A 21,300-nucleotide genomic window follows, 5' to 3' on the forward strand; every position below is an offset into this window, starting at 1 on the left:
ATAGGCATAGGCTGCTTTGAACCGGGACCGCAAACGTGAAAAGGCCGGGAACATCGCCCGGCCTTTTTGTCTCGATAGGCGAAGTTTACTCCGCCGGCGCTTCCGCGACGTCCCGGCTGCGGCCGAGCGTTATTTTGGCCAGTGTGAAGGAGATCGCCGCGCAGAGCGTGATGCCCGCCACCATCGGCAGCGGCGTGCCGTCGAAAAACACGCCGGCGACGCCCATGGCGACCGCCCCGATGGCGAAGTGCAGCGTGCCCATCAGCGCCGACGCGGTACCGGCGATCTCGCCATGCTCTTCCATGGCCAGCACCGACGTCGTCGGGATGACCAGGCCGAGAAAGCCGTAGCCGATGAACAGCAGCGCCGCCATCACGTCGAGCCGGTCGACACCCGATGCCATCACCGCGAACAGCACCACCATCGTCGTCGCATAGCCGGTCACCGCGACGCGCACCACGCGCTGCAGCCCGAACCGCTCCGACAGCAACCCGGTCAGCTGCGACATGCCGATGAAGGCAACCGCATTGATCGAGAAGAACACGCTGTAGACTGAAGGCGACAGCCCGTAATGATCGATCAGGATGAAGGACGAGCTCGACAGATAGACGAAGAAGCTCGCAATGCCGAAGCCGGCGATGGCCGTCAGGCCAAGGAAGTTGCGGTCGCCCATCAGGAAGCGGTAGCCGGAAAGTGCCGTCCCGAAGGACGAACCGGCGCGCTCTTCGACCGGCCGTGTCTCCTTGAGCGAGGTCGCCAGCAGGATGGTGGCGAGCACGGCCGCGCCCGTCACCGTCCAGAACACGGCGCGCCAGCCGAAATTCTCGATGATCTGGCTACCGGTCAGCGGCGCTAGGATCGGCGACACCGAAAACACCAGCATCAGCAGCGACATCAGCTTGGCGGCCTCGGTGCCGGTATGCAGGTCGCGCACGATCGCACGCGGCACGGCCATGCCGGCGCTGGCGCCGAGCCCTTGCAGGAAACGGAAGGCGATCAGCCATTCGATCGAGGGAGCCAGCGCCGAGCCGACGCCGCCGACCATGAACAGCGCCAGGCCGCCGTAGAGCGGCAGCTTGCGGCCGACCATGTCGGAGATTGGTCCGACGACGATCTGGCCGAAGCCCATGGAAAGAAAGAAGATCAGCAGGCTCATCTGCACCGCGGCAGTGCTGGCATGCAGATCCTCGCCGATTGACGGCAGGGCCGGAAGATACATGTCGATGGCAAACGGGCCGATCGCGGACAATAGGCCGAGCACGACCGCAATGCGGAGGAATTTGGCGTTCATGATAGCAGGCTCTTTCGAATTCTGGTTGCCGCCGAGGACCGGCGTGTAACCCTAGGACGTTCCATCCCGTGGAGTTCCGACTCTTCTGCGGAACGAAACCCCCTTCGTGCAAGTCCACAAATTTAGACAGGCTTGTCTAATTCGTCAACCATCTCTATATAGTTTTGCATGAAGGCCAACGTCTCTCCTGACATTTTCCCGCCGCGAGGCCACGAGGCCAAGCGCATGTCGATTGTCGATGCCGCCGCCTCGGTCTTCTGCCGCGAAAGCTTTGCCGGTGCCAATATCGACATGATTGCCGCCGAGGCCGGCGTCTCCCGCCAGACCATCTACAATCATCACGGCGACAAGGAAAAACTCTTCGTTGCCATCGTCCGCGACCTCACCGAACGTTGCAATGCCGGCATCTTTGCTACGATTTCCACTTTTCCCGATCAGCCGAAGGATCTCGAGGCCGACCTCATCGCCTTTGCTGTGCGGATGAACCACAACTGCATCTGCAACCGCGACGGCAAATTCCTGCGCAAGCTGATCCAGACCGAGGGCGGGCGCTATCCCGAGTTGTTCGCCGAATGGCGCGAAGAAGGACCGGGCAGGACATGGCCGGCGATCGCCGCCCGCTTCGCCCGCCTCGCTCATGCCGGCTTCCTTGACATCGACGATCCCGATGTCGCAGCGCGCCAGTTCATGGCGCTTGCCAATGCCGAGTTGCAGACGACGTTCATGCTCGGCGGCACACCGACCGAGGACGAGGTGGTGCAGTCGGCGACAAATGGCGTGCGCACCTTCCTGCGCGCCTTCGGCAAGCGGCAGCCTATGGCCCGGGCAAGCAAACAGGGCGCGCTCGCCAGCGCTTGACGATCAAAGCCGTTTGACGATCAAATCGTCGCCAATGGGCTTCGCTTCCGCACGCCGGCGATCTATATCCGGTTTACGCCGCGCTCAAGCTTGATTACAGCTATCAGGACGATTCAACGGAACCCGACAGCCACATGGCCGACGACCACATCCGCTACGACATTCTGGCCCAGGAGGCGTTGCGCGGCGTCATGCGCAAGGTCCTGGCCGAGGTCGCGCGCACCGGTCTCCCGGGCAACCATCATTTCTTCATCACCTTTCTCACCGGCGCGCCGGGCGTGCGCGTGTCGTCGCGGCTGCGCGAGCGCTATCCCGAACAGATGACCATCGTCATCCAGTTCCAGTATTGGGACCTGAAGGTGAGCGACACCGGCTTTGAGGTCGGGCTGTCGTTTTCCGACGTGCCGGAGAAACTGGAAATCCCGTTCTCGGCCGTACGCGGCTTTTACGACCCGTCCGTCAACTTCGAGCTCGAATTCGACGTCAAGACCGATACCCCGGCGGAACAGGAGACAAAGGCCAAGCCTGCTCCCGAACCGCTGGCCATCGTCGCCGAGAAAAAGCCCGAGACGAAGAAGAAAACCGCCGAAGCGGAAAAGAAGCCTGCCGCGGCCGACGCCGGCGCCAAGGGCGCCGACGTGGTGTCGCTTGACGCCTTCCGCAAGAAGTGACCCGACGGGCGGCGTGACATGGCCGAGATCGTCAATCTCCGTCAGGCACGCAAGCAGAAGGCGCGAGCCGAGAAGGAGCGCCTGGCCGAACAGAACCGGGCGCTGCATGGCCGTTCCAAACCCAGCCGGGATCGCGACCGCCTGATCGCCGACAAGGCCGATAAATTCGTCGCCGGCCATCGCCGCGAAAATTCGGGCGATTCGGACAAATCCGATGCTTGAAGTGTGAGTAGGATCGTCTCGTGAGCCCGGTGGAAAAGCGCTCGGTCACCATTCGCGGCCACCGCACCAGCTATTCGCTCGAAAAGCCTTTTTACGACGACCTGGGCGCCATCGCGGCCGTGCGAAAACTGACGCTCGCCGCGCTTGTCGCCGAAATCGACGAGAGCCGCCCGCGCGATGCCAATCTCTCCTCGGCGCTCCGGCTCTATGTGCTGGATTGGGCCAAGCGCGGCAAGTTGTAGCCTTCAGGCAACGCTATCCTGTTTTCTGCGCCGGATACGGAAGCCCAGCAAAGCCGAGCGGTCGCGTTCTTCGGCCTGTTTCTTCGATCTGACGCGCATCAGGTCCTTCCAGCCGACATAGCCCACCAGCCGGGCATTTTCTCGCGTGACGACCGGCAAATGGGACACGTTCGCCATCAGCAGCTTGTCGGAGAGGCCCTCGAGATACTCATCCGGATAGGCCAGCGTGACCTTGCTGCCGGCCAGCAGTTCGCCAAGTGTCGTCGTGCGGTGCTTGCCGGCGCGTCTCCAGCGCAGGATCGCCGGCGGGTCGATGACGCCGAGCACGTGGCCCTCTTCATCGACGACCGGAAAGCTCGGATGCCGCGTCTCGGGCGCCGTCAGGAACGCTGCCGCGCCATGCAGCGTCATCGTCGCCGGCACGCTTTCGACCTCGCTGGTCATCACCTCGCGCACCCTGGTCAAGGCGAACGGATCGACACGGTATTCGCGAACCAGGTGATGCCCTCGCCTTGCGATTTTTTCGGTGAGGATCGAACGCTTCATCAACAGCACGGTCACCGCATGCGCCGTGGCAGTCGCCGCGATCAGCGGCACCAGGACATGGGTGTTGCCGGTCAGTTCAACCGCAAAGAAGGTGGCGGTCAGCGGCGCACGCATGGTGCCGCCCATCGTCGCCGCCATCGCCAGCAGCGCCCAGAAGCCCGGATCCGCGGCCGGCAGGAAGCCGGCGAGGACCGCGCCCATCGCCCCGCCCATGATCAGCGGCGGCGCCAGCACACCTCCCGACGTTCCCGAGCCGAGTGCGACCGACCAGATGATCGCCTTCACCACCAACAGGGTGAGCGCGGCGGTCGCTATCGTGCGGCCATCCAGCATGTCGGCGATATTGTCATAGCCGACGCCGAGCGCCTGCGGCTCGATTAGCCCGCCAATGCCGACCACCAGGCCGCCGAGCATCGGCCACCACATCCAGTGGATGGGCAGCTTCTGGAAACCGTCCTCGCACGCATAGACCATCTGGGTCAGCAACCCCGATAGCAGCCCGGCTGCCAGGCCGACCAGCACCCAGCCGGCAAGGCCGGGAAATGAAACCTCCATGCCGCCCTGAAACGGGAAGATCGGCCCCGGCAGATGCAGCATGGTGCGCTCGACCTCGGCAATGATGGCGGCGACCGCCACAGGAATGAAGCTGCGCGGCGTCCATTCGAAGAGCAGCAATTCCACCGCAAGCATGATGGCGGCGATCGGCGTTCCGAACACGGTGGTCATGCCGGCCGCCGCACCCGCCACCAGCAGCGTCTTGCGTTCATTGTCGCTGACCGGCAGCATCTGCGCGATCAGCGAACCGATGGCGCCGCCGGTCATGATGATCGGCCCTTCCGCGCCGAATGGCCCGCCGGTACCGATCGAGACCGCCGACGACAACGGCTTCAGGATTGCCACCTTGGCGTCGAGCCGCGAGCGTCCGAGCAGGATCGCCTCGATGGCTTCGGGAATGCCATGGCCGCGAATCTTTTCGCTTCCGAAGCGAGCCATCACACCGATGATCAGTGCCCCGATGACCGGAACAAATACCGAGGCGTATCCTGCAGTTTCAGGTCGGCGAGCGTGAACTGGCCAAAATAGGCGATGTTCGTGGCAAGCCGGATCAGCTTCAAAAGGGCAATGCCGGCAAACAACCCCGCCGTCGCAACCACCACCGCTATGCCGGCAATGAGCAGCACCCGGGCATCGGTGGTAAAATCGCGCAGATGGGCGGGGTTGGCGTGATCGGACTTCATTTGCAAACCTTGCTTTCTGGCGGCGTGCCGACTTGCGGATGGGTCGCTGGCCGTGCCACCGAAGATGGCGGGCACGAGCCATGTTGGTGCGCTCTGTATCGTAACACGATATAAATGTTCAAGGCCCGTTTGCGGCTTTGTCGGAAAGGAATCGATGGCAGACACTTCGAAGCCACAAAAGCGCGGCGCAACGATCGGGCGGGCCGACTACCAGAGGCTGTCCGAATTTCGTTACCTGATCCGCTGCTTTCTCGAATTCAGCCAGATCCAGGCGCAGGAAGCCGGCCTGACACCACGCCAGCATCAGGCCCTGCTTGCAATCAAAGGGTTTCCCGGCGGAGGGCCAGTGACCATTGGCGACCTCGCGGAGCGCCTGCGCATCCGCCATCACAGCGCAGTGGAATTGGTCAACCGTCTTTGCGAAGCCGGGCTGGTCGCGAGGGACCACGACGAGGAGGACCACCGCCGCGTGCTGCTGCGGCTGACCGAGCGCGCCGACGACAGTCTCGCCGATCTGTCAGCCGCTCATCTCGACGAACTCGGGCGGATCGAGCCGATGCTGAAGCGCTTGCTTGCTGGACGCGACACATAAGGGATGCGCCGTCACCCGCCATTCAGCGATTTTAGCAGATCGTCGATCGACGAGGGATCGAACTTGAGCTTTGGCGGGGGCTGCACTGGCGGTGGCACGTTATTTGCGGCCGGTGGCGCCCGTTCCGCTCGCTCCGCCGCGGCCTTGCGTTCGGCGTCGAGCCTTGCCTTCTCTTCCGAGGCGATCCGCAACGCCTCTTCCGCCCTCTGGCGTTGCTGTTCTTCGGCCTGCGCTGCTTCCTCGGCAGCCTGTTGCGCCGCCTTGGCTTTGGCTTCGGCATCCGCTTCGGCCTTTGCAGCCGCCTCGGCTTTCGCCCTGGCCTCGGCTTCGGCCTTCGCCGCTGCATCCGCCTTCGCCTTGGCTTCAGCCTGCGCCCTGGCCTCCGCTTCGGCTTTGGCCTGCGCCACAGCTTCGGCCTTTGCCTTGGCGTCCGCTTCAGCCTTCGCTTTGGCTTCAGCCTGCGCCCTCGCCTCCGCATCCGCCTTGGCGTCCGCTTCAGCCTTCGCCTTGGCTTCAGCCTGCGCCCTCGCCTCGGCTTCGGCTTGGGCCTGAGCCTCGGCTTCGGCCTTTGCCTTGGCGTCGGCCTCGGCCTTCAGCCGCGCTGCTTCCTGTTGTCTGCGCAGTTCCTCCGCCGCTCTTTCACGCTCGGTTTGCAGCGCAGCGTAGTAGCGCACCTCACGCCGCAGCCTTTGTTTCTCGAGCAGTGCGGCTTGCATGGCTTCGACCCGCTGCTGCTCCTTTTCCAGCGCACGCTGGGTCAGGAACTGTGCCAGCGGCTCGCTGTCGAACTGCCGTTTGGTGGCGCCGAACGGCCCGTCGACGCTGAAATTCAAAATCGGTTCGGAGCCGACCAGCACCTCGTCGCCGGGCCGGTAAGCAATCTCGCCCTTGGCATCGACGGTGCTGGTGTTCAGATCGGCGGTGATGTCGGCGGACAGCGTCGCGCCCGGGCTTTCGAATTTGACCGGCGGCGCCCTCAGCGTGCCGCCGGCGATGGTGAAGGCAATATCGGTGTCCTGCGCCGGAAAACTGCCCGCCGCGGCGATCTGCGGCACGAAGCCGGCAGTCTTCGACGCGTCGACATCGCGCCCTATCGCATCGGCCTTGGCGATGAATGCGCCAAAGGCATCGGGATTGAAGCCGGCAATAGTCATGCCCTTGAGCGTTGCCGTGCCGGAACCGGACAGCGCCGCAACCATCGCGTCGACCGATTTGCCGCTGGTCGAAAGCGCCGTCGAGAACTCGCCGCTTCCGCTGATGCCGGCCTCCGGCAGCACGGCTGCCAGATCGGCGCCGGCGAGTTTCATCTGACCGGAGAAAAGCCCGGTGCCGTCATTGTTCTTGAGCTCGAACAGGCCACTCAACGCGCCGCCGAGGAACTTTGCCTTGAGGTCGGAAACACGGATGCCCTCCTGGTCGAGCTGCAGCGACAGCGCAGCGTCATAGGCGGTGGCAAGCGGGCCGGCGGCAAGCGACGCCGCCGTCAGATCGAGATCGGCGGTAAATGGCAGACTGGATTTCTGGCTGAACGGTGCCGTCGGCCAGGTCCTGTCATTGACAAGGAAGGCCTGGTCACCGAACAGCATCACCGCCATCGGATCGAGGTCCAGCTCGTCCAGCGACAGCGCGCCGGCAAGATGCGGCAGCCCCTCTTTGATGTCGATATTTACGTCACCGGAAACCGCCGCTTCGTTGACGGCGCCGCTGAGGCCGCTCAGCACCAGGAGACCATTGCCGTAATCGGCATCGGCTGCAAGCGACGTCGACATGCCGGTGCCCATGCCGGGCAGGCCGACGCCGGTCGTCATCAGCCATGGCTCGATGTCGGCCGTTTCAAGGCTGACCTTGCCCTTGGCGGCCGCGCCTTGAGGCGTGTCGGCAATTGTCCCGTCGAAACCAGCTTTGAAGTCGTTGCCGGCCAGGCTGAAGCGTGTCGCCAGGCCGCCGCCAAGCGTGCCTTTGGCCGAGACGTCGGTGGTCGCCTCGCCGAGCATGCCGAGTGGCAGCGCCGGCAAACCGTAAAGCGCCAGAAGCGCGGTGGCGTCGGCGTTCCTTGCGTTGAAGGTCAGCGTCACCGGCGCTTCGAGAGGCCGGTCGAGCGCCCCTTTGCCGGACAACGACGCCGAAAAGGCCGAGCCACCGGCCTTGCCCTGTGCGCTCATTGCCAGTCCGGTCGTACCGTCGCCATTGTCTGCGGCACTCGTGACCGCATCGATACGCGCATCCTGGAACAGCTCGGGATAGGCAGCAGCACGCTCCGCCAGGCCCTTCAGCACTGCATTGCCGGGATAATGCTGGACGGCGACGTCGATCAGCGGCTTGAGGTCGACGGCGACCACCGAGGCGTCGAGCTTGCCGGTCGGGCTCGCCGGGAAATCCTTGATTCGACCGGTGGCGCTGATCGAGGCGCCGGCAAGTCCGCCGACCGACAGGCGATCGATCTCAAGCAGCCCATCGCGCAATCTAAGCGCGGTGTCGACGCTATCGGCGGTCAACCCGCCGGCGCTGACCGGCCCGGCCTTGATCTGGAAATCGAGGTCGCGGTCGGAAAAGCGGTTGGCGCCCTTGTCGCTGACGAAGATCGAGGCGAAGGCGGCGAGCCCATCGACATCGAGTTCGCCACCTTCCAGTTGCATCAGCACCGATGGACGGGTGTCGTCGGGCTGGCTGGAATCGATGCGGCCGGAGAACTTCGCCTTGCCGAGGATGAGTTCGAGATCGCTGAAGGCCTGGTGCTTCTCGCTCAAATCCACCTTGGCCTTGAAGCCGGCGGCCGGCAAGCGGCGGATCGCCTCGTCGACGTCCTTCGACAGCCATGCGGCAAAGCCGGAGGGCTGCGCCACCGCCAGAAGCAGCGATCCGGTGAAACCGAAATGGTCCTCGACGCTGACCATGCCGGTGGCTTCCAGCTTGGCGCGGCCGGGCAGCGTGGCGGCCAGCGATTTTACCGCCCAGCCGCCCTCGGCTGGCTCGGCGGACAGGTGCACGTCGCGAACGGTGGTATCGCCTGCCACCACCGCCGGCAGTTTCACCTCGACCGTGCCCGGTATGGTCGGCTTCGGCAGATCGAGCAGCGCCTGCTCCAGCGCCGCTACCCGCTCGGACAGCGTCAATCCGGCACCGGCCGCCGCCCCCACGGCCTCGTCGAACTGCACCTGCGCGCCATTGGCCTCGATCGAGAAATGCGGCTTCAGCCCAAGGTCGACCGCAGCCTTGCCGTCGGCGGTGTAGGGATTGTCGCGCGGCCCCGTCTCGAAGCGGAATTCGTCGACGCCGAGCTTCTGGTGGTCGAGCGAAAACTTGCCGTTCAGCCTGAAGCCCGGGTCCGGTTTGCCGGCGCTGACTTTCAGCGCCTCGCCGCCGGTGCCCAGCTGCCGCGCCGCAGTCTGGTCAGCGCCCGATATCTTGAACTGGCCCGAATAGACGGCGGCGCCCTCGACGAGGCCCACATTGCCGTCGGTCTCGATGACCAGCGGATAGGCGTCCGGCTCGGCCTTGAGCCTGAGCCGCATTTGCCCGTCCGGTTCGGCCTTGCCGGTGGAAGCGGCGATCGTGGTCCGCAACCCGTCCAGCAACAGCGAGCCGTCCAGCCGCCAGGGGCCGGCCAGCGACTTGGCCGAGATCGTCGAGTTGATCTCGGAAATGAGATGGCTGCGCCCGCCTGCGGCGTGGCTGAGCGCGATCTGTCCTTCCGTCACCGTCAGCTTCTCGATGGAGATCTGGCCGGGATCGAAGGGCGAGGACGGCCGTATCGTCCAGTCGACCGTGCCGTCGGCGGCGATGTCGATCGTCGCCTTCGGCCGCACCAGCCGCATGTCGAAGATCAGCACCTCGCCGCGCAGGAATGGCGCAAGTTCTGCATCCATCGAAAAGGTTTCGACGGTCATCGCCGGCTGGCCGTTGGGGCCACCGGCAACGGCGACGTTCGAGAAGGTCACCGAGGGGAACGGCAGCAGCCTTGCCGTCGCATCGCCTCGCACGGTCACCTTGCGGCCCAGGACGGCACTGGCCTCGCGCTCGAAATCGGCACGGTAACCTGTCCAGTCGACAAAGTACGGCACCACCAGCGCCGCACACAGCACCAGCACAAGAAGCCCACCGAAGATCACGAACAGGCGTGCGAGCATGAACTCCTAGACAGTTGATAGTAAAGTCAGTGGCACTCTACCCGCATCAGCGTGTCGATAAAGAGGCAAATAGGGGTACGGCAGCGGCCTGACGTCAGTCCTTTCCCGGCAATATCTTGCCCGGGTTCATGATGTTCAGCGGATCGAGCGCCTGCTTGATCGTGCGCATGATGTCGACGCCATGGCCGAGCTCATGCCGCAGGAAGCCGATCTTGCCTTGCCCTATGCCATGCTCGCCGGTGCAGGTGCCGTCCATGGCGATGGCGCGCATATTGAGCCGCGCCACGAATTCTTCCGCCAGTGCGATCTCCTTCGGATCGTCCACGTCCATCAGCACCAGCACATGGAAATTGCCGTCGCCGGCATGGCCGACGATCGGCGCGATCAGGCCCATCTCGGCGATATCCGCTTCGGTCTCCGTGACACATTCGGCAAAGCGCGAGATCGGCACGCAGACATCGGTCGAGAGGCCCTTGGCGCCCGGCCGCAGCGTCAGCGACGACCAGTAGGCATCGTGCCGGGCTTTCCACAATTTTGTCCGCTCTTCGGCGACGCTGGTCCACAGGAACGGACCGCCGTCATTTTCCTCGGCGATCATGCCGAAGGTCTCGGCCTGTTCGGCGACGCTGGCATCGCTGCCGTGGAACTCGACGAAGAGGCAGGGGCTCTCCGGATAGTCGAGCTTCGAATAGGTCTTCATCGCCCGCATCTGCAGCGCGTTGACCAGTTCGATGCGCGCCACCGGAATGCCCATCTGGATGGTCGCGATCACCGCGTTGCACGCCGCCTCGAGGCTGGGAAACGGGCAGACGCCGCCTGAAATCGCCTGTGGAATGCCCTGCAGCTTCAAGGTCAGCTGGGTGATGATGCCGAGCGTGCCCTCCGAACCGATCAGCAGCCGCGTCAGATCATAGCCGGCCGAGCTTTTCTTGGCGCGCTTGCCGGTCGTCACTGCTTCCCCGTCGGCCATCACCGCCGTCAGCGACAGGACGTTCTCGCGCATCGTGCCGTAGCGCACCGCGTTGGTGCCCGACGCCCGCGTCGCCGCCATGCCGCCGAGCGAGGCGTTGGCGCCCGGGTCGATCGGAAAGAACAGGCCGGTGTCGCGCAGGTGCCGGTTCAGATCCTCGCGCGTCACGCCGGGCTCGACGGTGCAGTCGAGGTCCTGCGGATTGACCGCAATGATGCGGTTCATGCGTGACGTATCGAGCGAGATGCCGCCGCCCGGCGCATTGGTGTGACCTTCCAGCGAAGAGCCAACGCCGAAGGCAATCACCGGCACGCGATGCGCCGCGCATGCGCGCACGATCTCCTGCACTTCCTCCGTCGTCTCGGCAAAGGCGACACCGTCCGGCGCCTGCATCGGGATATAGGTCGTGGTGTGCGCGTGCTGGGCGCGGATCGCCTGGCCGGTCTGGAATCGCTCGCCGAGCCGCTGCTTGAGGATGCCGAGCACGGCGGCAATGCCTTCTTCGTTGCGCTCGACCGGATTGAGGTCGCTTAGAGCCATCGATTCCTCCGCGAATGGACCAGCGTCCACCCTTGTTCTGCATCTAGGGATGCGTAGTCTCACCAACCACGCTCTGTCCAGTCCACGCTTATCCCGGTATGACGAGAAGGAAGTTTCCGATGCCCATCCCTGCCCCTTTCGTCTCTCGCGCCATGGACATCGAGGAGGCCTGGATCGACTACAACGGCCATCTCAACATGGCCTATTACAACGTGCTGTTCGACCGGTGCTCCGACGAAGCATTCGAGATGATGGGGATGGGGCCGGATTATGTGAAAGAACGACGGCTGACCATCTACACCGCGGAAGTCCATGTCTGCTACGTCCAGGAGTTGCATCTCGACCACAAGGTCACGGTCTCGTTCCAACTCCTCGACCATGACGAGAAGCGGCTGAGGGCCTATCAGGAAATCCGCCATCTCGACGGCTGGCTTGCCGCCACATCCGAAACGCTGTCGCTGCACGTCGACATGGCTGGCCCGAAGGTAGCGCCCTTCCCCGCCGACGTCCTGGCCAGGGTGGAAGCGATGCGCGCCGCCCATGCCGCCCTGCCGATGCCGGAGCGCGCCGGCCGCTCGATCGGTATTCGTCGTAAGCCGGCTTGAACCACGGTCCAACCGCCGTTAACCTTACCGAGGTTTTAACGTGAACAAGCCGAATTGAGACGTTGAACGACTCAGCGCGGCGTTGGAAAACCGTCCGCATCGAATTGCGATACGGGCGGCGGAGCAGCAGCGGTTCGGGGAACGTGCATGAAAACCGATATCAAGGTCGAGGCCGACAGGCTGGCGGCTGATCCACGCATCACCGACTATGATTTTTGGCGCTCGCTGAAGAACCTCAATAACGAGATCTTCCACATCGCCAACAACAACGAGCCAATCCCTTTCGCCATGATCCGCTGGCGCGCCATCCTGAAGCAGGCGCGGATGAAACGCGGCCACGCCTGAACGGTGGGGGAAGAAACAGACCGGCCGTCCGGTTTGCATTTCTGATGATGTGCTGACGAACGATCCCAAGCGTCAAGGCTGGCGCTTCACCGCCCCCAGCGGCGATCGCGGCACCACCGGCGACGACTGGATGATCGCCGTATTGGTCATCGCGAACGGAATGATCCGGTCGATCACCCGCTCGAGCTCGGCCACCGAGGCGACATGCGCCAGCGCGATGAAACAGTCTTCACCGGTGACCCGATCGCATTGGGCGATTTCCGGTAGGTCGCGGATGATTTCGGCCACGACAGCCAGTTGCCCCGGCACCGGCCTGATGCGCAGCCATGCCGACAGCTTCATGCCGAGCGCGGCCGGATTGATACGCACCGTATAGGCCTCGATCACGCCGCTTTCCTGCAGCCGCTTGATGCGCTCGGCAACGCTCGGCGCCGACAGGCCGACCGACCGCGCCAGTTCGGCGGTGCTGGTGCGCGCGTCCTTTTCCAGCAGGCGCAGGATTTTCAGGTCCGCCGGATCCAGATCGCTATTTTCATTTCGAAGGCGTTTCAGCGGAATACTCCTTGCTTTCAGAAAGGAAATGGCCGTTGTGCCCGGCCATCATCCATATCAATGGCAAAAATCGCCTGCGATACTGATCCCATGCAAGACCGGACGCAAGCCCCCGCAGCAAGTCCGGCACTCGCCGGCCCCGCCTTTATCTTGGCAAACGCGGTGCCGCCGCATCTCTGGTTCGGCGTCAGCGCCGTGTTCCACTATCTCGGACCGGCCTTCGCGGTGCTGCTGTTCCCGCATGTCGGCGTGCTCGGCATGGCTTGGCTGCGCATCGCCACCGCGGCACTCGTCTTTGCCCCATTGACCAGGCCATGGGCGGTCTTCGCCCGCGCCGATCGCTCGACGCGGTTGTTGCTTGTGGCTTTCGGCGTCTGCCTTGGGGTGATGAATTGCTCGTTTTACCTGGCGCTCGATCGGCTGCCGATCTCGCTGGTGGCGGCGATCGAATTCGTCGGCACCATCGGCGTTGCGCTTGTTGGCCTCAGAAGCCCGCGCAATCTCGCCGCCCTCGCAATCGCTGTCGCCGGCACCCTGTTGCTGATCGACGTCAGATGGTCGAGCGATCCCGTCGGCCTGTTCTGGGCCTTCCTCAACGGCACGCTGTTCGTTGGCTACATCGTGCTCGGCCACCGCGTTGCGCGCGGCGGCGCCGGCGATGGCATCGCCGGGCTGGGTGCCGCCATGGCGGTCGCGCTTCTCGTCGTTCTGCCGATCGGTTTCGCCGATGCTCTGCCGGCTTTCTCGGCGCCGCCGCTGCTGCTTGCGGGGGTCGGCGTCGGCATCTGCTCGTCGGTCATTCCCTATATTTGCGACCAGCTTGCCATGTCGCGGCTGCCGCGCTCCAGCTTCGCGCTGATGCTGTCTTTGCTGCCGGTCACCGCGACGTTGATCGGCGTCATTGTGCTGCGGCAGGTGCCGAGCCTCACCGACTGCATCGGCATCGCGCTGGTGGTGGCCGGCGTCGCCCTTCACAAACCGGCGCCGGCGCCCACCTGATCAGGCCAGCTTCTCCTTGAGGAAAGCGATCGTCCGGCCCCAGGCGAGGTCAGCCGCCTTCTTGTCGTAGCGGGCCGCCGACGTGTCGTTGTTGAAGGCATGGTTGGCGCCTTCATAGACATAGACCGAGTATTCGACATGAGCCGCGTCGAGTGCCTTCTTGAAGGCATTGATGCCGGCATTGGTGCGGGTGTCGAGCCCGGCATAATGCAGCATGAGCGCGGCCTTGATCTTCGGCACGTCCTCGGCCTTTGGCTGCATGCCGTAATAGGCGACGGCGGCGGCGAGGTCCGGCGCGTTGACGGCCAGCATGTTCACCGTGCCGCCGCCCCAGCAGAAGCCGACGGCGCCGACTTTGCCGTTGCCGTCCTTGTAGCCTTTGAGGTAGGCGACCGTTGCCACGGCATTGGCGGCGACCTGTGCTGGATCGAGCTGGGAAAACAGGTCACGTGCCCTGTTTTCATCGTCCGGCGTGCCGCCGAGCGGTGTCATGAAGTCCGGCGCAAGCGCCACGAACCCTTCCAGCGCAACGCGCCGCGCCACATCGCGAATATGCGGGTTGAGACCCCTGTTCTCGTGCACCACGATGACGGTGCCAAGCTTGCCGGTCTGGTCCGCCGGCTTGACCAGATAGCCCTTCATCTCGCCGGCGCTGCCGGGATAGCTGATGTCCTCGCCTTTCACACGCGGATCGTCTTCCGCCACGATTGCCGCCTGGGCCGAGTTCGCCGCCAGCAGCGGCGCGATCGCGGCAGCTGCCGCACCCGATCCGGCAAGCCTGGTCAACTGCTCCATGAAGCGCCGCCGGTCGAGCGTCAGGTGCGTGTATTCGTCATAGGCATCGATCATCGCCTGGGTAATGACAGGCTCGGCGGCAGTGGGTCCGGCAGGTGTTGTCATGGCGCGCTCCTCGTCGGCGCCCCCTGCGGCAACATAGAGCCGAAGCTTGCCTGGTCCAGTCACGGCTGAGTGAGGCTGCCATAAGTCCCTGCACGAGGCCGTGATGCCGCGCGCCGCACTGTCGTTAAATTTTGGTCCTTTGTGGCAATGCTAAATGCACGCACCACGATGTAAAAAGAAGGGCTATGCCTTACTCGGGCCATTTGGCGAACGAGAATGGCCATTTGGCGGGAAAAGAATGCCTGATTGACGACGAAGGAATTACGCCCATGACCTTTCCCTCCCCGCTTCTGGCAAGTGGGTTCGCCCTCGCCGCTATGGCTTTGCTGGCGCTGCGGTTCACTGCCTTCACCGCATTCAAACGATCGTTGATCAAGATCCGCGCCAACCGGCACCCGGCCGCAAACACCAAAGCCTGAGGAAAGGTCATGGACGTTCAGGACATCATCAACACCGTCTCCCAGAAATCCGGTCTCAACCAGGCTTTGACGGAAAAGATCGCCGGCACGATTTTCTTGGTGCTCGAACACGAGGCGGAAGGCACGACTCTGTCCAGCTTCTTCGCCAAGATCCCGGGAGCCGACGCCCTGGCCAAGCAATATGATGTCATGGCTCCCGGCGCGGCTTCCGGTGGTGGCCTCCTGTCCTCGCTGGAGGGCGCGCTCGGTGGCGCTCTCGGCGAAAAGACCGGCGCGCTGATCAACGGGGTCGCCATACTCAAGGCATCAGGCCTTACGCTCGCACAGATCAGCCAGGCCGGCACGATGCTGGTCCAGCAGGCCGAGACAGCCGCCGGCCCGCAGCTGACCAGTGAGGTACTTGCATCGGTACCCGACCTGAAAGGGCATCTCGGGCTCTGAAGGAACTTCTCTATTTCGGCAGCGTATAGGCCATCACATAGTCGCCCGGCTTGGTACCGACCGAGCCGTGGCCGCCGGCAACGATGACGACCAACTGGCGCCCGTCGGCTACCGTGTAGGTCATCGGTGTCGACTGCCCGCCCGCCGGCAGCCGCGCCTGCCAGAGCTGTTTGCCGGTTGTCAGGTCATAAGCGCGCACATAGTCATCGACCGCCGCACCGAGGAAGGCGACGCCGCCGGCAGTGATCATCGGCCCGCCAATGCCGGGCACGCCGACCTTGAATGGCAGCGGCAATGGCGTCATGTCGTAGACGGTGCCGTTGCGATGCTTGTAGACGATCTTTCCGGTCCGAAGGTCGGCACCCGCCACATAGCCCCAGGGCGGCGCCTGGCAGGGAATGCCGAGCGGCGACAGGAACGGCTTCAATATGACTGCGTAAGGCGCACCGTCATTGCGGTTCAGGCCCTGTTCGCTGCCCTTGGTGTCGCCGGGCGGCGGCACGTCGGCGCGCGGCACCAGCTTGGAGATGAACGCCAGGTATGTCGGCATGCCGAACATCACCTGCCGGACCGGATCGACTGCCACGCCGCCCCAGTTGAAGGTGCCGAAATTGCCGGGGTAGATCAGCGAGCCCTGCAGCGACGGCGGCGTATAGCGGCCCTCATAGCGCAACTTCCGAAGCTCGATCCGGCAGGCCAACTGGTCGAACATGGTAATGCCCCACATGTCCGCGCCGGTCAGCGGTTTCGGACTGAAGCTCAGGTCCGAGACCGGCTGCGTCGGCGAGGTATGGTCGCCTTCGATCGCGCCGCCCGGCGCCGGCACTTCCTTGACCGGAACGATCGGCTCGCCGCTGCGCCGGTCGAGCACATAGAGGTCGCCCTGCTTGGTCGGCCCGACCAGCGCCGGCACCACGCCACTTTCCGTGGTGATGTCGACCAGCGTCGGCTGCGCCGGCACGTCCATGTCCCAGAGATCGTGGTGCACGGTCTGCCGCACCCAGCGCAATTGTCCGCTGTTGAGATCGAGCGCGGTGATCGAAGAGGAGAATTTCTCGTCATTGGCACTGCGTCCGGCACCGAGTTGGTCCGGCGTCTTGTTGCCGAGCGGCACATAAAGCAGCCCGAGCTTCTCGTCGACGCTCGCCGTCGACCACATGTTGGGTGAGTTGTTGGTGTAGGTCTGGTCCGGCGGCAGCGGCGTCGTCTGATCCGGATTGCCGGAATCCCAATTCCACAACAGCGCGCCGGTGTCGGCATCGTAGGCACGGATGACCCCGGACGGCTCCTGCGTCGAATAATTGTCGTTGACCGCGCCGCCGACGATGATCTTGTTGGCGACGATCAGCGGCGCCGAGGTCGAATAATAATAGCCCGGCTTCGGATATGGCATGTTGGCGAGCAGGTTCAGCGTGCCGCCTTCGGCGAAAGTCGGGCAGACCTGGCCATTCGCCGCATCGAGCGCGATCAGCCGGGCGTCGGATGTCGGCAGGTAGATGCGTGTGGCGCAGGGCTGGCCGGCGGCGACCTTGGCATCGGCATAATAGGACACGCCGCGGCAGGTCTGGTGCTGGCGGTCCTTGTTGAGCTTGACCTGCGGATCGAAGCGCCATTTCTCCTTACCGCTCGCGGCATCGATGGCGATGGCGAAATTATGCGGCGTGCAGATGTAGAGCGTGTCGCCGATTTTTAGCGGCGTCACCTGATAGGTCGTCTCGCCGATGTCGTCGGGCCCTTTCACGTCGCCGGTGCGATAGGTCCAGGCCGGCTGCAGATTGGCAACGTTTTCGGCGGTGATCTGGTCGAGCGGCGAATAGCGCTGGCCATATTGCGTGCGACCGTAATAGTGCCATTCGCCAGCCGGCACGTTGCCGCCGAGATCGGCCGTCGGCGTCACCTTGTCGGTGTTGAGTTCACCCGCAATATCCTTTGGATCGGTCGTCATCGAATAGCCGGCGACCGCAAGCGAGGCCAGCACGGCGAGGATCAGCGGCGCGCGTCCGTCGGGACCGGTAAGCCCGCGCCGCGCCCATGGCGTCAACAGCCATAGCGCGACAAGCACGATGATGCCGCCGCGCGGGCCGAGCTCCCACCAGTCGAAGCCGGTCTCCCAGACCGCCCAGGCGAGCGTGCCGAGCACGATCGCCGCGTAGAGCCACAGCGCCGTGGATCTGCGCCTGTAGAGCAGCCAGGCCGCGACAAGGAAAGCTAGACCGACGATGACGTAGTACCAGCTGCCGCCCAGCGTCACGAGCCAGATGCCGCCGCCGCCAATCGCCAGGCCGATGAGGAAAAGGATCAGGGAGGTGATGACCACAGCCAAGACGGTGCTCCTTCGACTGGTGCGCTCCGCGACGCGTCCATGGGCAACCCCGCATTGCGTTCCTGCCCCCACGCAACTTTCTCCGGCCCGCTTCCCCTGTCAAGCAAGCTCGGCGTTTTACGGTGCCGGCCCATCGCAAGCCCGGCGTTTTGGTTAGCAGACCCATTCAGATTGTGAGTCTACCGACTGGACAGAGAACAAAACGGAGACACTTCTGGCCTTTCGCTGCCGAATCACTACATTCGGGGGGAGATGTCCGGCTTTTCGGAAGACATGCCCTTTTTTGACGAACCGAACGCGCGGCCCGTGGCCCCGTCGGGCATTGCCGCGCGCGCCATGGCTGCCCGCAGCAACCAGAACAACGCGCCCGATTATCTCAACGGCCTCAACCCCGAGCAGCGGCTGGCGGTGGAAACCACCGAAGGCCCGGTGCTGGTGCTGGCCGGCGCCGGCACTGGCAAAACGCGCGTCCTGACCACCCGCATCGCCCACATCCTTGCCACCGGCAAGGCTTTCCCCTCGCAGATCCTCGCCGTCACCTTCACCAACAAGGCGGCGCGCGAGATGAAGCAGCGCATCGGCCTGTTGATCGGCGAAGGCAATGTCGAGGGCATGCCGTGGCTCGGCACCTTCCACTCGATTGGAGTGAAGCTGCTGCGCCGACATGCCGAGCTGGCCGGGCTCAAATCCGACTTCACCATTCTCGACACCGACGACGTGGTGCGCCTGATCAAGCAGCTTATCCAGGCCGAAGGGCTGGACGACAAGCGCTGGCCGGCCAAGCAGTTCGCCCAGATGATCGACGGCTGGAAGAACAAGGGCCTTGGCCCCGCCGACATCCCCGAGGGCGATGCCCGTGCCTTCGCCAACGGCAAGGGCCGCGAGCTCTACAAGGCCTATCAGGAGCGGCTGAAAACGCTGAACGCTTGCGACTTCGGCGATCTCCTGTGCCATCCGATCCGCATCTTCCGCGCCAATCCGGACGTGCTGAAGGAATACCACAAGCGCTTTCGCTACATCCTCGTTGACGAGTATCAGGACACCAACACCGCCCAGTACATGTGGCTGCGGCTGCTGGCGCAGCGGCCGCAATCCTCCCCCCTTGAGGGGGAGGTGCCCGCGAAGCGGGCGGAGGGGGTTGCCGCAGAAGGCACCGCTAGAGCGTCGAGCACTGCCGCCGGTAGGTCGAGCACTGCCGCACGGACCCCACCCGACCGGGCTTCGCCCGGCCACCCTCCCCTCAAGGGGGAGGAAAGCCCGCGCCTGTCCACCGTAAATATCTGCTGCGTCGGCGACGACGACCAGTCGATCTATGGCTGGCGCGGCGCCGAGGTCGACAACATCCTGCGCTTCGACAAGGATTTTCCCGGCGCCACCATCATCCGGCTGGAGCGCAACTATCGCTCGACCGCGCACATCCTCGGCACCGCCTCCCACCTCATCGCCCACAATGAGGGCCGCTTCGGCAAGACGCTGTTCACCGAAAAGATCGCCGAGGACGACGAGAAGGTGCATGTCCATGCCGCCTGGGATTCCGAAGAGGAGGCCCGCGCCGTCGGCGAGACCATCGAGGCCTACCAGCGCCAGAAGCACAATCTCAACGACATGGCGATCCTCGTCCGCGCGTCCTTCCAGATGCGCGAATTCGAGGACCGCTTCGTCACGCTCGGCCTCAACTACCGCGTCATTGGCGGCCCGCGCTTCTACGAGCGCCTCGAAATCCGCGATGCGCTGGCCTTCTTCCGCGTCGTCGCACAAGGCGCCGACGACCTCGCCTTCGAGCGCATCGTCAACGTGCCGAAGCGCGGCCTTGGCGAGGCCACCATCCGCCAGATCCACGACACCGCACGGGCGCTGCGCATCCCGATGTTGGAGGCGGCGGCAAAACTCGCCGAAAGCGACGAGCTGAAGCCGAAGCCGCGCGCCGCACTGCGCGAGGTATCGGCCAATTTCGAGCGCTGGCAGAAGGCGCTGGAAACCACGCCGCACACCGAGCTCGCCGAGACCATTCTGGAGGAGAGCGGCTACACCGACATGTGGAAGAACGACCGCTCGGTTGAAGCGCCCGGCCGCCTCGAGAACCTCAAGGAGTTGATCCGCTCCATGGAGGAGTATGAATCGCTGCGCTCCTTCCTCGAACATGTCGCGCTGGTGATGGACGCCGAGCAGAACGCCGAGCTCGACGCCGTCAACATCATGACGCTGCATTCGGCCAAGGGCCTCGAATTCGAAACCGTTTTTCTCCCTGGTTGGGAGGAAGGTCTTTTTCCGCACCAGCGTTCCCTCGACGAGGGTGGCCGCTCCGGGCTGGAGGAGGAACGCCGCCTCGCCTATGTCGGCCTGACCCGCGCCAAGAAGAACCTGCACATCTGGTTCGTCTCCAACCGCCGCATCCACGGCCTCTGGCAGTCAACCATCCCGTCGCGCTTCCTCGACGAACTGCCGGAAGCCCATGTCGAAGTTTCCGAGAGCGGCAACTCCTATGGCGGCTACGGCAATGCCTATGGTGGCGGCTCGTTCGCCTCCGGTCGTGGCGGCCAAGGGGCAGGCAGGCAGAACCCCTATGGAGCATCGCGCTTCGACAACATCGGCGGCAATAACGGCGCCGAGAAATCCGGCGCTTTCTCCAGCACCTATGCGACGCCGGGCTGGCAGCGTGCTCAAGCCAACCGCACCGAGGCGACCGACCGCAATTGGGGCACGCGCTCCGGCCACCAGGTCGAGCGCATCGGCTACGGCGAAACCGACTCCGGCTACGGCGCCGGCCGCACCTCGGTCAAGGGGCGCACAATCGACGGCGAGCTGGTCGCCAAATCCGTCGCCGACACGCCGTCCCCCTTCAGCGTCGGCGACCGCGTCTTCCACCAGAAATTCGGCAACGGCAACATTTCCGCCATCGAAGGCAACAAGCTGACCATCGACTTCGACAAGGCCGGCCAGAAACGCGTGCTGGACGGGTTTGTCACCGGGGTGTGAGGCATGTGGAAAATTGTCTGGCACCCCCAGAACAAATAGGGTACAATCGCTTGCAAGGTCGCGTCTTGTCGCGCAACAGCCCTTCGAGGCCTTCCTCGGCAAAGCGTTCCTGCCAGCGCCACACGCAGGTCTTGGACTTGCCGGTCTGCCGCATGGTCTCGACGGTGCCGACGCCGTTGGCGCTCAACAGGATGATTTCGGCGCGCCAAACATGCTTTTGCGGCGCATTGCGGTCTTTTACGACAGCCATCAGTCGCTGGCGATCGGTCGGCGAAACGGTGAAGGATATTCCTGTGCGCACGCGCCAGACTCGCATTCGCTTTCGCCGAAGGGAATCCCAAGCCGGATTCTTATGTTAGGCTATGTTGGGCCGATACCAGTAGGTAGCTTTTTGAGTCACACAAGGAGAAATCTTATGGGACTGACGCTTCGATCAATTGCGT

General features: G+C 64.0%; 17 protein-coding genes and 2 pseudogenes. 11 read left to right on the plus strand and 8 right to left on the minus strand.

All coding sequences use genetic code 11. The features are described from left to right. Positions 1-85 precede the first annotated feature (85 nt). Complete coding sequence (locus tag NKJ91_RS17075) at positions 86-1,291, minus strand: multidrug effflux MFS transporter (RefSeq protein WP_352456523.1); 1,206 nt, start codon at positions 1,289-1,291, stop codon at positions 86-88. Positions 1,292-1,459: 168 nt separating this feature from the next. Between NKJ91_RS17075 and NKJ91_RS17080 the strand changes: the two genes are divergently transcribed. The 4 genes from NKJ91_RS17080 (at position 1,460) to NKJ91_RS17095 (ending at position 3,284) form a co-directional block, all read left to right on the plus strand. Further along, positions 1,460-2,149: a TetR/AcrR family transcriptional regulator gene (locus NKJ91_RS17080; RefSeq protein ID WP_352456524.1), complete on the plus strand. Its 690-nt coding sequence runs from the start codon at positions 1,460-1,462 to the stop codon at positions 2,147-2,149. 134 nt (positions 2,150-2,283) lie between these two features. After that, positions 2,284-2,820: an SspB family protein gene (locus NKJ91_RS17085; protein WP_023676707.1), complete on the plus strand. Its 537-nt coding sequence runs from the start codon at positions 2,284-2,286 to the stop codon at positions 2,818-2,820. Positions 2,821-2,838: 18 nt separating this feature from the next. After that, positions 2,839-3,042: a DUF4169 family protein gene (locus NKJ91_RS17090; RefSeq protein WP_023676708.1), complete on the plus strand. Its 204-nt coding sequence runs from the start codon at positions 2,839-2,841 to the stop codon at positions 3,040-3,042. 20 nt (positions 3,043-3,062) lie between these two features. Further along, positions 3,063-3,284: a ribbon-helix-helix domain-containing protein gene (locus tag NKJ91_RS17095; RefSeq protein ID WP_352456525.1), complete on the plus strand. Its 222-nt coding sequence runs from the start codon at positions 3,063-3,065 to the stop codon at positions 3,282-3,284. A 3-nt stretch (positions 3,285-3,287) separates the two neighbouring features. Here NKJ91_RS17095 and NKJ91_RS17100 read toward each other — a convergent pair. After that, positions 3,288-5,068, minus strand: a pseudogene (locus tag NKJ91_RS17100) (chloride channel protein). A 154-nt stretch (positions 5,069-5,222) separates the two neighbouring features. On the opposite strand from NKJ91_RS17100, the gene NKJ91_RS17105 reads away from it, so the two are divergent. Continuing rightward, positions 5,223-5,660: a MarR family winged helix-turn-helix transcriptional regulator gene (locus NKJ91_RS17105; protein WP_352456526.1), complete on the plus strand. Its 438-nt coding sequence runs from the start codon at positions 5,223-5,225 to the stop codon at positions 5,658-5,660. Between the two features lie 11 nt (positions 5,661-5,671). On the opposite strand, the gene NKJ91_RS17110 is transcribed toward NKJ91_RS17105, so the two are convergent. Then, positions 5,672-9,787 (minus strand): AsmA family protein, encoded by a 4,116-nt coding sequence (locus NKJ91_RS17110; protein ID WP_352456527.1) that lies wholly within the window; start codon positions 9,785-9,787, stop codon positions 5,672-5,674. Positions 9,788-9,881: 94 nt separating this feature from the next. Next, positions 9,882-11,297, minus strand: coding sequence for an FAD-binding oxidoreductase (locus NKJ91_RS17115; protein WP_352456528.1), 1,416 nt, complete (start codon positions 11,295-11,297; stop codon positions 9,882-9,884). Positions 11,298-11,416: 119 nt separating this feature from the next. Between NKJ91_RS17115 and NKJ91_RS17120 the strand changes: the two genes are divergently transcribed. After that, positions 11,417-11,902: a thioesterase family protein gene (locus tag NKJ91_RS17120; RefSeq protein ID WP_352450083.1), complete on the plus strand. Its 486-nt coding sequence runs from the start codon at positions 11,417-11,419 to the stop codon at positions 11,900-11,902. 147 nt (positions 11,903-12,049) lie between these two features. After that, a complete protein-coding gene (locus tag NKJ91_RS17125) occupies positions 12,050-12,247 on the plus strand; it encodes a hypothetical protein (protein WP_023676715.1) in 198 nt (65 codons plus the stop codon). Positions 12,248-12,319: 72 nt separating this feature from the next. Here the strand turns inward: NKJ91_RS17125 and NKJ91_RS17130 are convergent, their stop codons facing one another. Further along, positions 12,320-12,799 carry an Lrp/AsnC family transcriptional regulator gene (locus tag NKJ91_RS17130; RefSeq protein ID WP_352456563.1) on the minus strand — a complete coding sequence of 160 codons (480 nt, stop codon included), beginning with the start codon at positions 12,797-12,799 and terminating at the stop codon, positions 12,320-12,322. A 90-nt stretch (positions 12,800-12,889) separates the two neighbouring features. Between NKJ91_RS17130 and NKJ91_RS17135 the strand changes: the two genes are divergently transcribed. After that, a complete protein-coding gene (locus NKJ91_RS17135; protein WP_352456529.1) occupies positions 12,890-13,798 on the plus strand; it encodes an EamA family transporter in 909 nt (302 codons plus the stop codon). On the opposite strand, the gene NKJ91_RS17140 is transcribed toward NKJ91_RS17135, so the two are convergent. Beyond that, complete coding sequence (locus NKJ91_RS17140; RefSeq protein WP_352456530.1) at positions 13,799-14,698, minus strand: dienelactone hydrolase family protein; 900 nt, start codon at positions 14,696-14,698, stop codon at positions 13,799-13,801. 224 nt (positions 14,699-14,922) lie between these two features. Between NKJ91_RS17140 and NKJ91_RS17145 the strand changes: the two genes are divergently transcribed. Both NKJ91_RS17145 and NKJ91_RS17150 read left to right on the plus strand, forming a co-directional pair. Then, on the plus strand, positions 14,923-15,117 hold the full coding sequence (locus NKJ91_RS17145; protein ID WP_352456531.1) for a hypothetical protein: 195 nt from the start codon (positions 14,923-14,925) through the stop codon (positions 15,115-15,117). A gap of 9 nt (positions 15,118-15,126) precedes the next feature. Continuing rightward, a complete protein-coding gene (locus tag NKJ91_RS17150; RefSeq protein ID WP_352456532.1) occupies positions 15,127-15,558 on the plus strand; it encodes a hypothetical protein in 432 nt (143 codons plus the stop codon). A gap of 10 nt (positions 15,559-15,568) precedes the next feature. On the opposite strand, the gene NKJ91_RS17155 is transcribed toward NKJ91_RS17150, so the two are convergent. Further along, positions 15,569-17,881: a glucose/quinate/shikimate family membrane-bound PQQ-dependent dehydrogenase gene (locus NKJ91_RS17155; protein ID WP_352456533.1), complete on the minus strand. Its 2,313-nt coding sequence runs from the start codon at positions 17,879-17,881 to the stop codon at positions 15,569-15,571. Between the two features lie 252 nt (positions 17,882-18,133). Between NKJ91_RS17155 and NKJ91_RS17160 the strand changes: the two genes are divergently transcribed. After that, positions 18,134-20,857, plus strand: a complete 2,724-nt coding sequence (locus NKJ91_RS17160; RefSeq protein ID WP_352456534.1) for an ATP-dependent helicase — start codon at positions 18,134-18,136, stop codon at positions 20,855-20,857. A gap of 55 nt (positions 20,858-20,912) precedes the next feature. Here NKJ91_RS17160 and NKJ91_RS17165 read toward each other — a convergent pair. Next, positions 20,913-21,158 (minus strand): annotated as a pseudogene (locus tag NKJ91_RS17165) (helix-turn-helix domain-containing protein); the annotation flags it as partial. Positions 21,159-21,300: the final 142 nt, after the last annotated feature.

The organism is Mesorhizobium sp. M0040, assembly GCF_040323505.1.
Lineage (GTDB): Bacteria > Pseudomonadota > Alphaproteobacteria > Rhizobiales > Rhizobiaceae > Mesorhizobium.

What these genes read in the sequence shown, in the direction of transcription:
- NKJ91_RS17110 (WP_352456527.1), bottom strand. Translation starts at nt 9,787, where the DNA reads ATGCTCGCACGCCTGTTCGTGATCTTCGGTGGGCTTCTTGTGCTGGTG.
- NKJ91_RS17080 (WP_352456524.1), top strand. Translation starts at nt 1,460, where the DNA reads ATGAAGGCCAACGTCTCTCCTGACATTTTCCCGCCGCGAGGCCACGAG.
- NKJ91_RS17125 (WP_023676715.1), top strand. Translation starts at nt 12,050, where the DNA reads ATGAAAACCGATATCAAGGTCGAGGCCGACAGGCTGGCGGCTGATCCA.
- NKJ91_RS17120 (WP_352450083.1), top strand. Translation starts at nt 11,417, where the DNA reads ATGCCCATCCCTGCCCCTTTCGTCTCTCGCGCCATGGACATCGAGGAG.
- NKJ91_RS17150 (WP_352456532.1), top strand. Translation starts at nt 15,127, where the DNA reads ATGGACGTTCAGGACATCATCAACACCGTCTCCCAGAAATCCGGTCTC.
- NKJ91_RS17105 (WP_352456526.1), top strand. Translation starts at nt 5,223, where the DNA reads ATGGCAGACACTTCGAAGCCACAAAAGCGCGGCGCAACGATCGGGCGG.
- NKJ91_RS17160 (WP_352456534.1), top strand. Translation starts at nt 18,134, where the DNA reads ATGTCCGGCTTTTCGGAAGACATGCCCTTTTTTGACGAACCGAACGCG.
- NKJ91_RS17085 (WP_023676707.1), top strand. Translation starts at nt 2,284, where the DNA reads ATGGCCGACGACCACATCCGCTACGACATTCTGGCCCAGGAGGCGTTG.
- NKJ91_RS17135 (WP_352456529.1), top strand. Translation starts at nt 12,890, where the DNA reads ATGCAAGACCGGACGCAAGCCCCCGCAGCAAGTCCGGCACTCGCCGGC.
- NKJ91_RS17075 (WP_352456523.1), bottom strand. Translation starts at nt 1,291, where the DNA reads ATGAACGCCAAATTCCTCCGCATTGCGGTCGTGCTCGGCCTATTGTCC.
- NKJ91_RS17115 (WP_352456528.1), bottom strand. Translation starts at nt 11,297, where the DNA reads ATGGCTCTAAGCGACCTCAATCCGGTCGAGCGCAACGAAGAAGGCATT.
- NKJ91_RS17140 (WP_352456530.1), bottom strand. Translation starts at nt 14,698, where the DNA reads ATGACAACACCTGCCGGACCCACTGCCGCCGAGCCTGTCATTACCCAG.
- NKJ91_RS17090 (WP_023676708.1), top strand. Translation starts at nt 2,839, where the DNA reads ATGGCCGAGATCGTCAATCTCCGTCAGGCACGCAAGCAGAAGGCGCGA.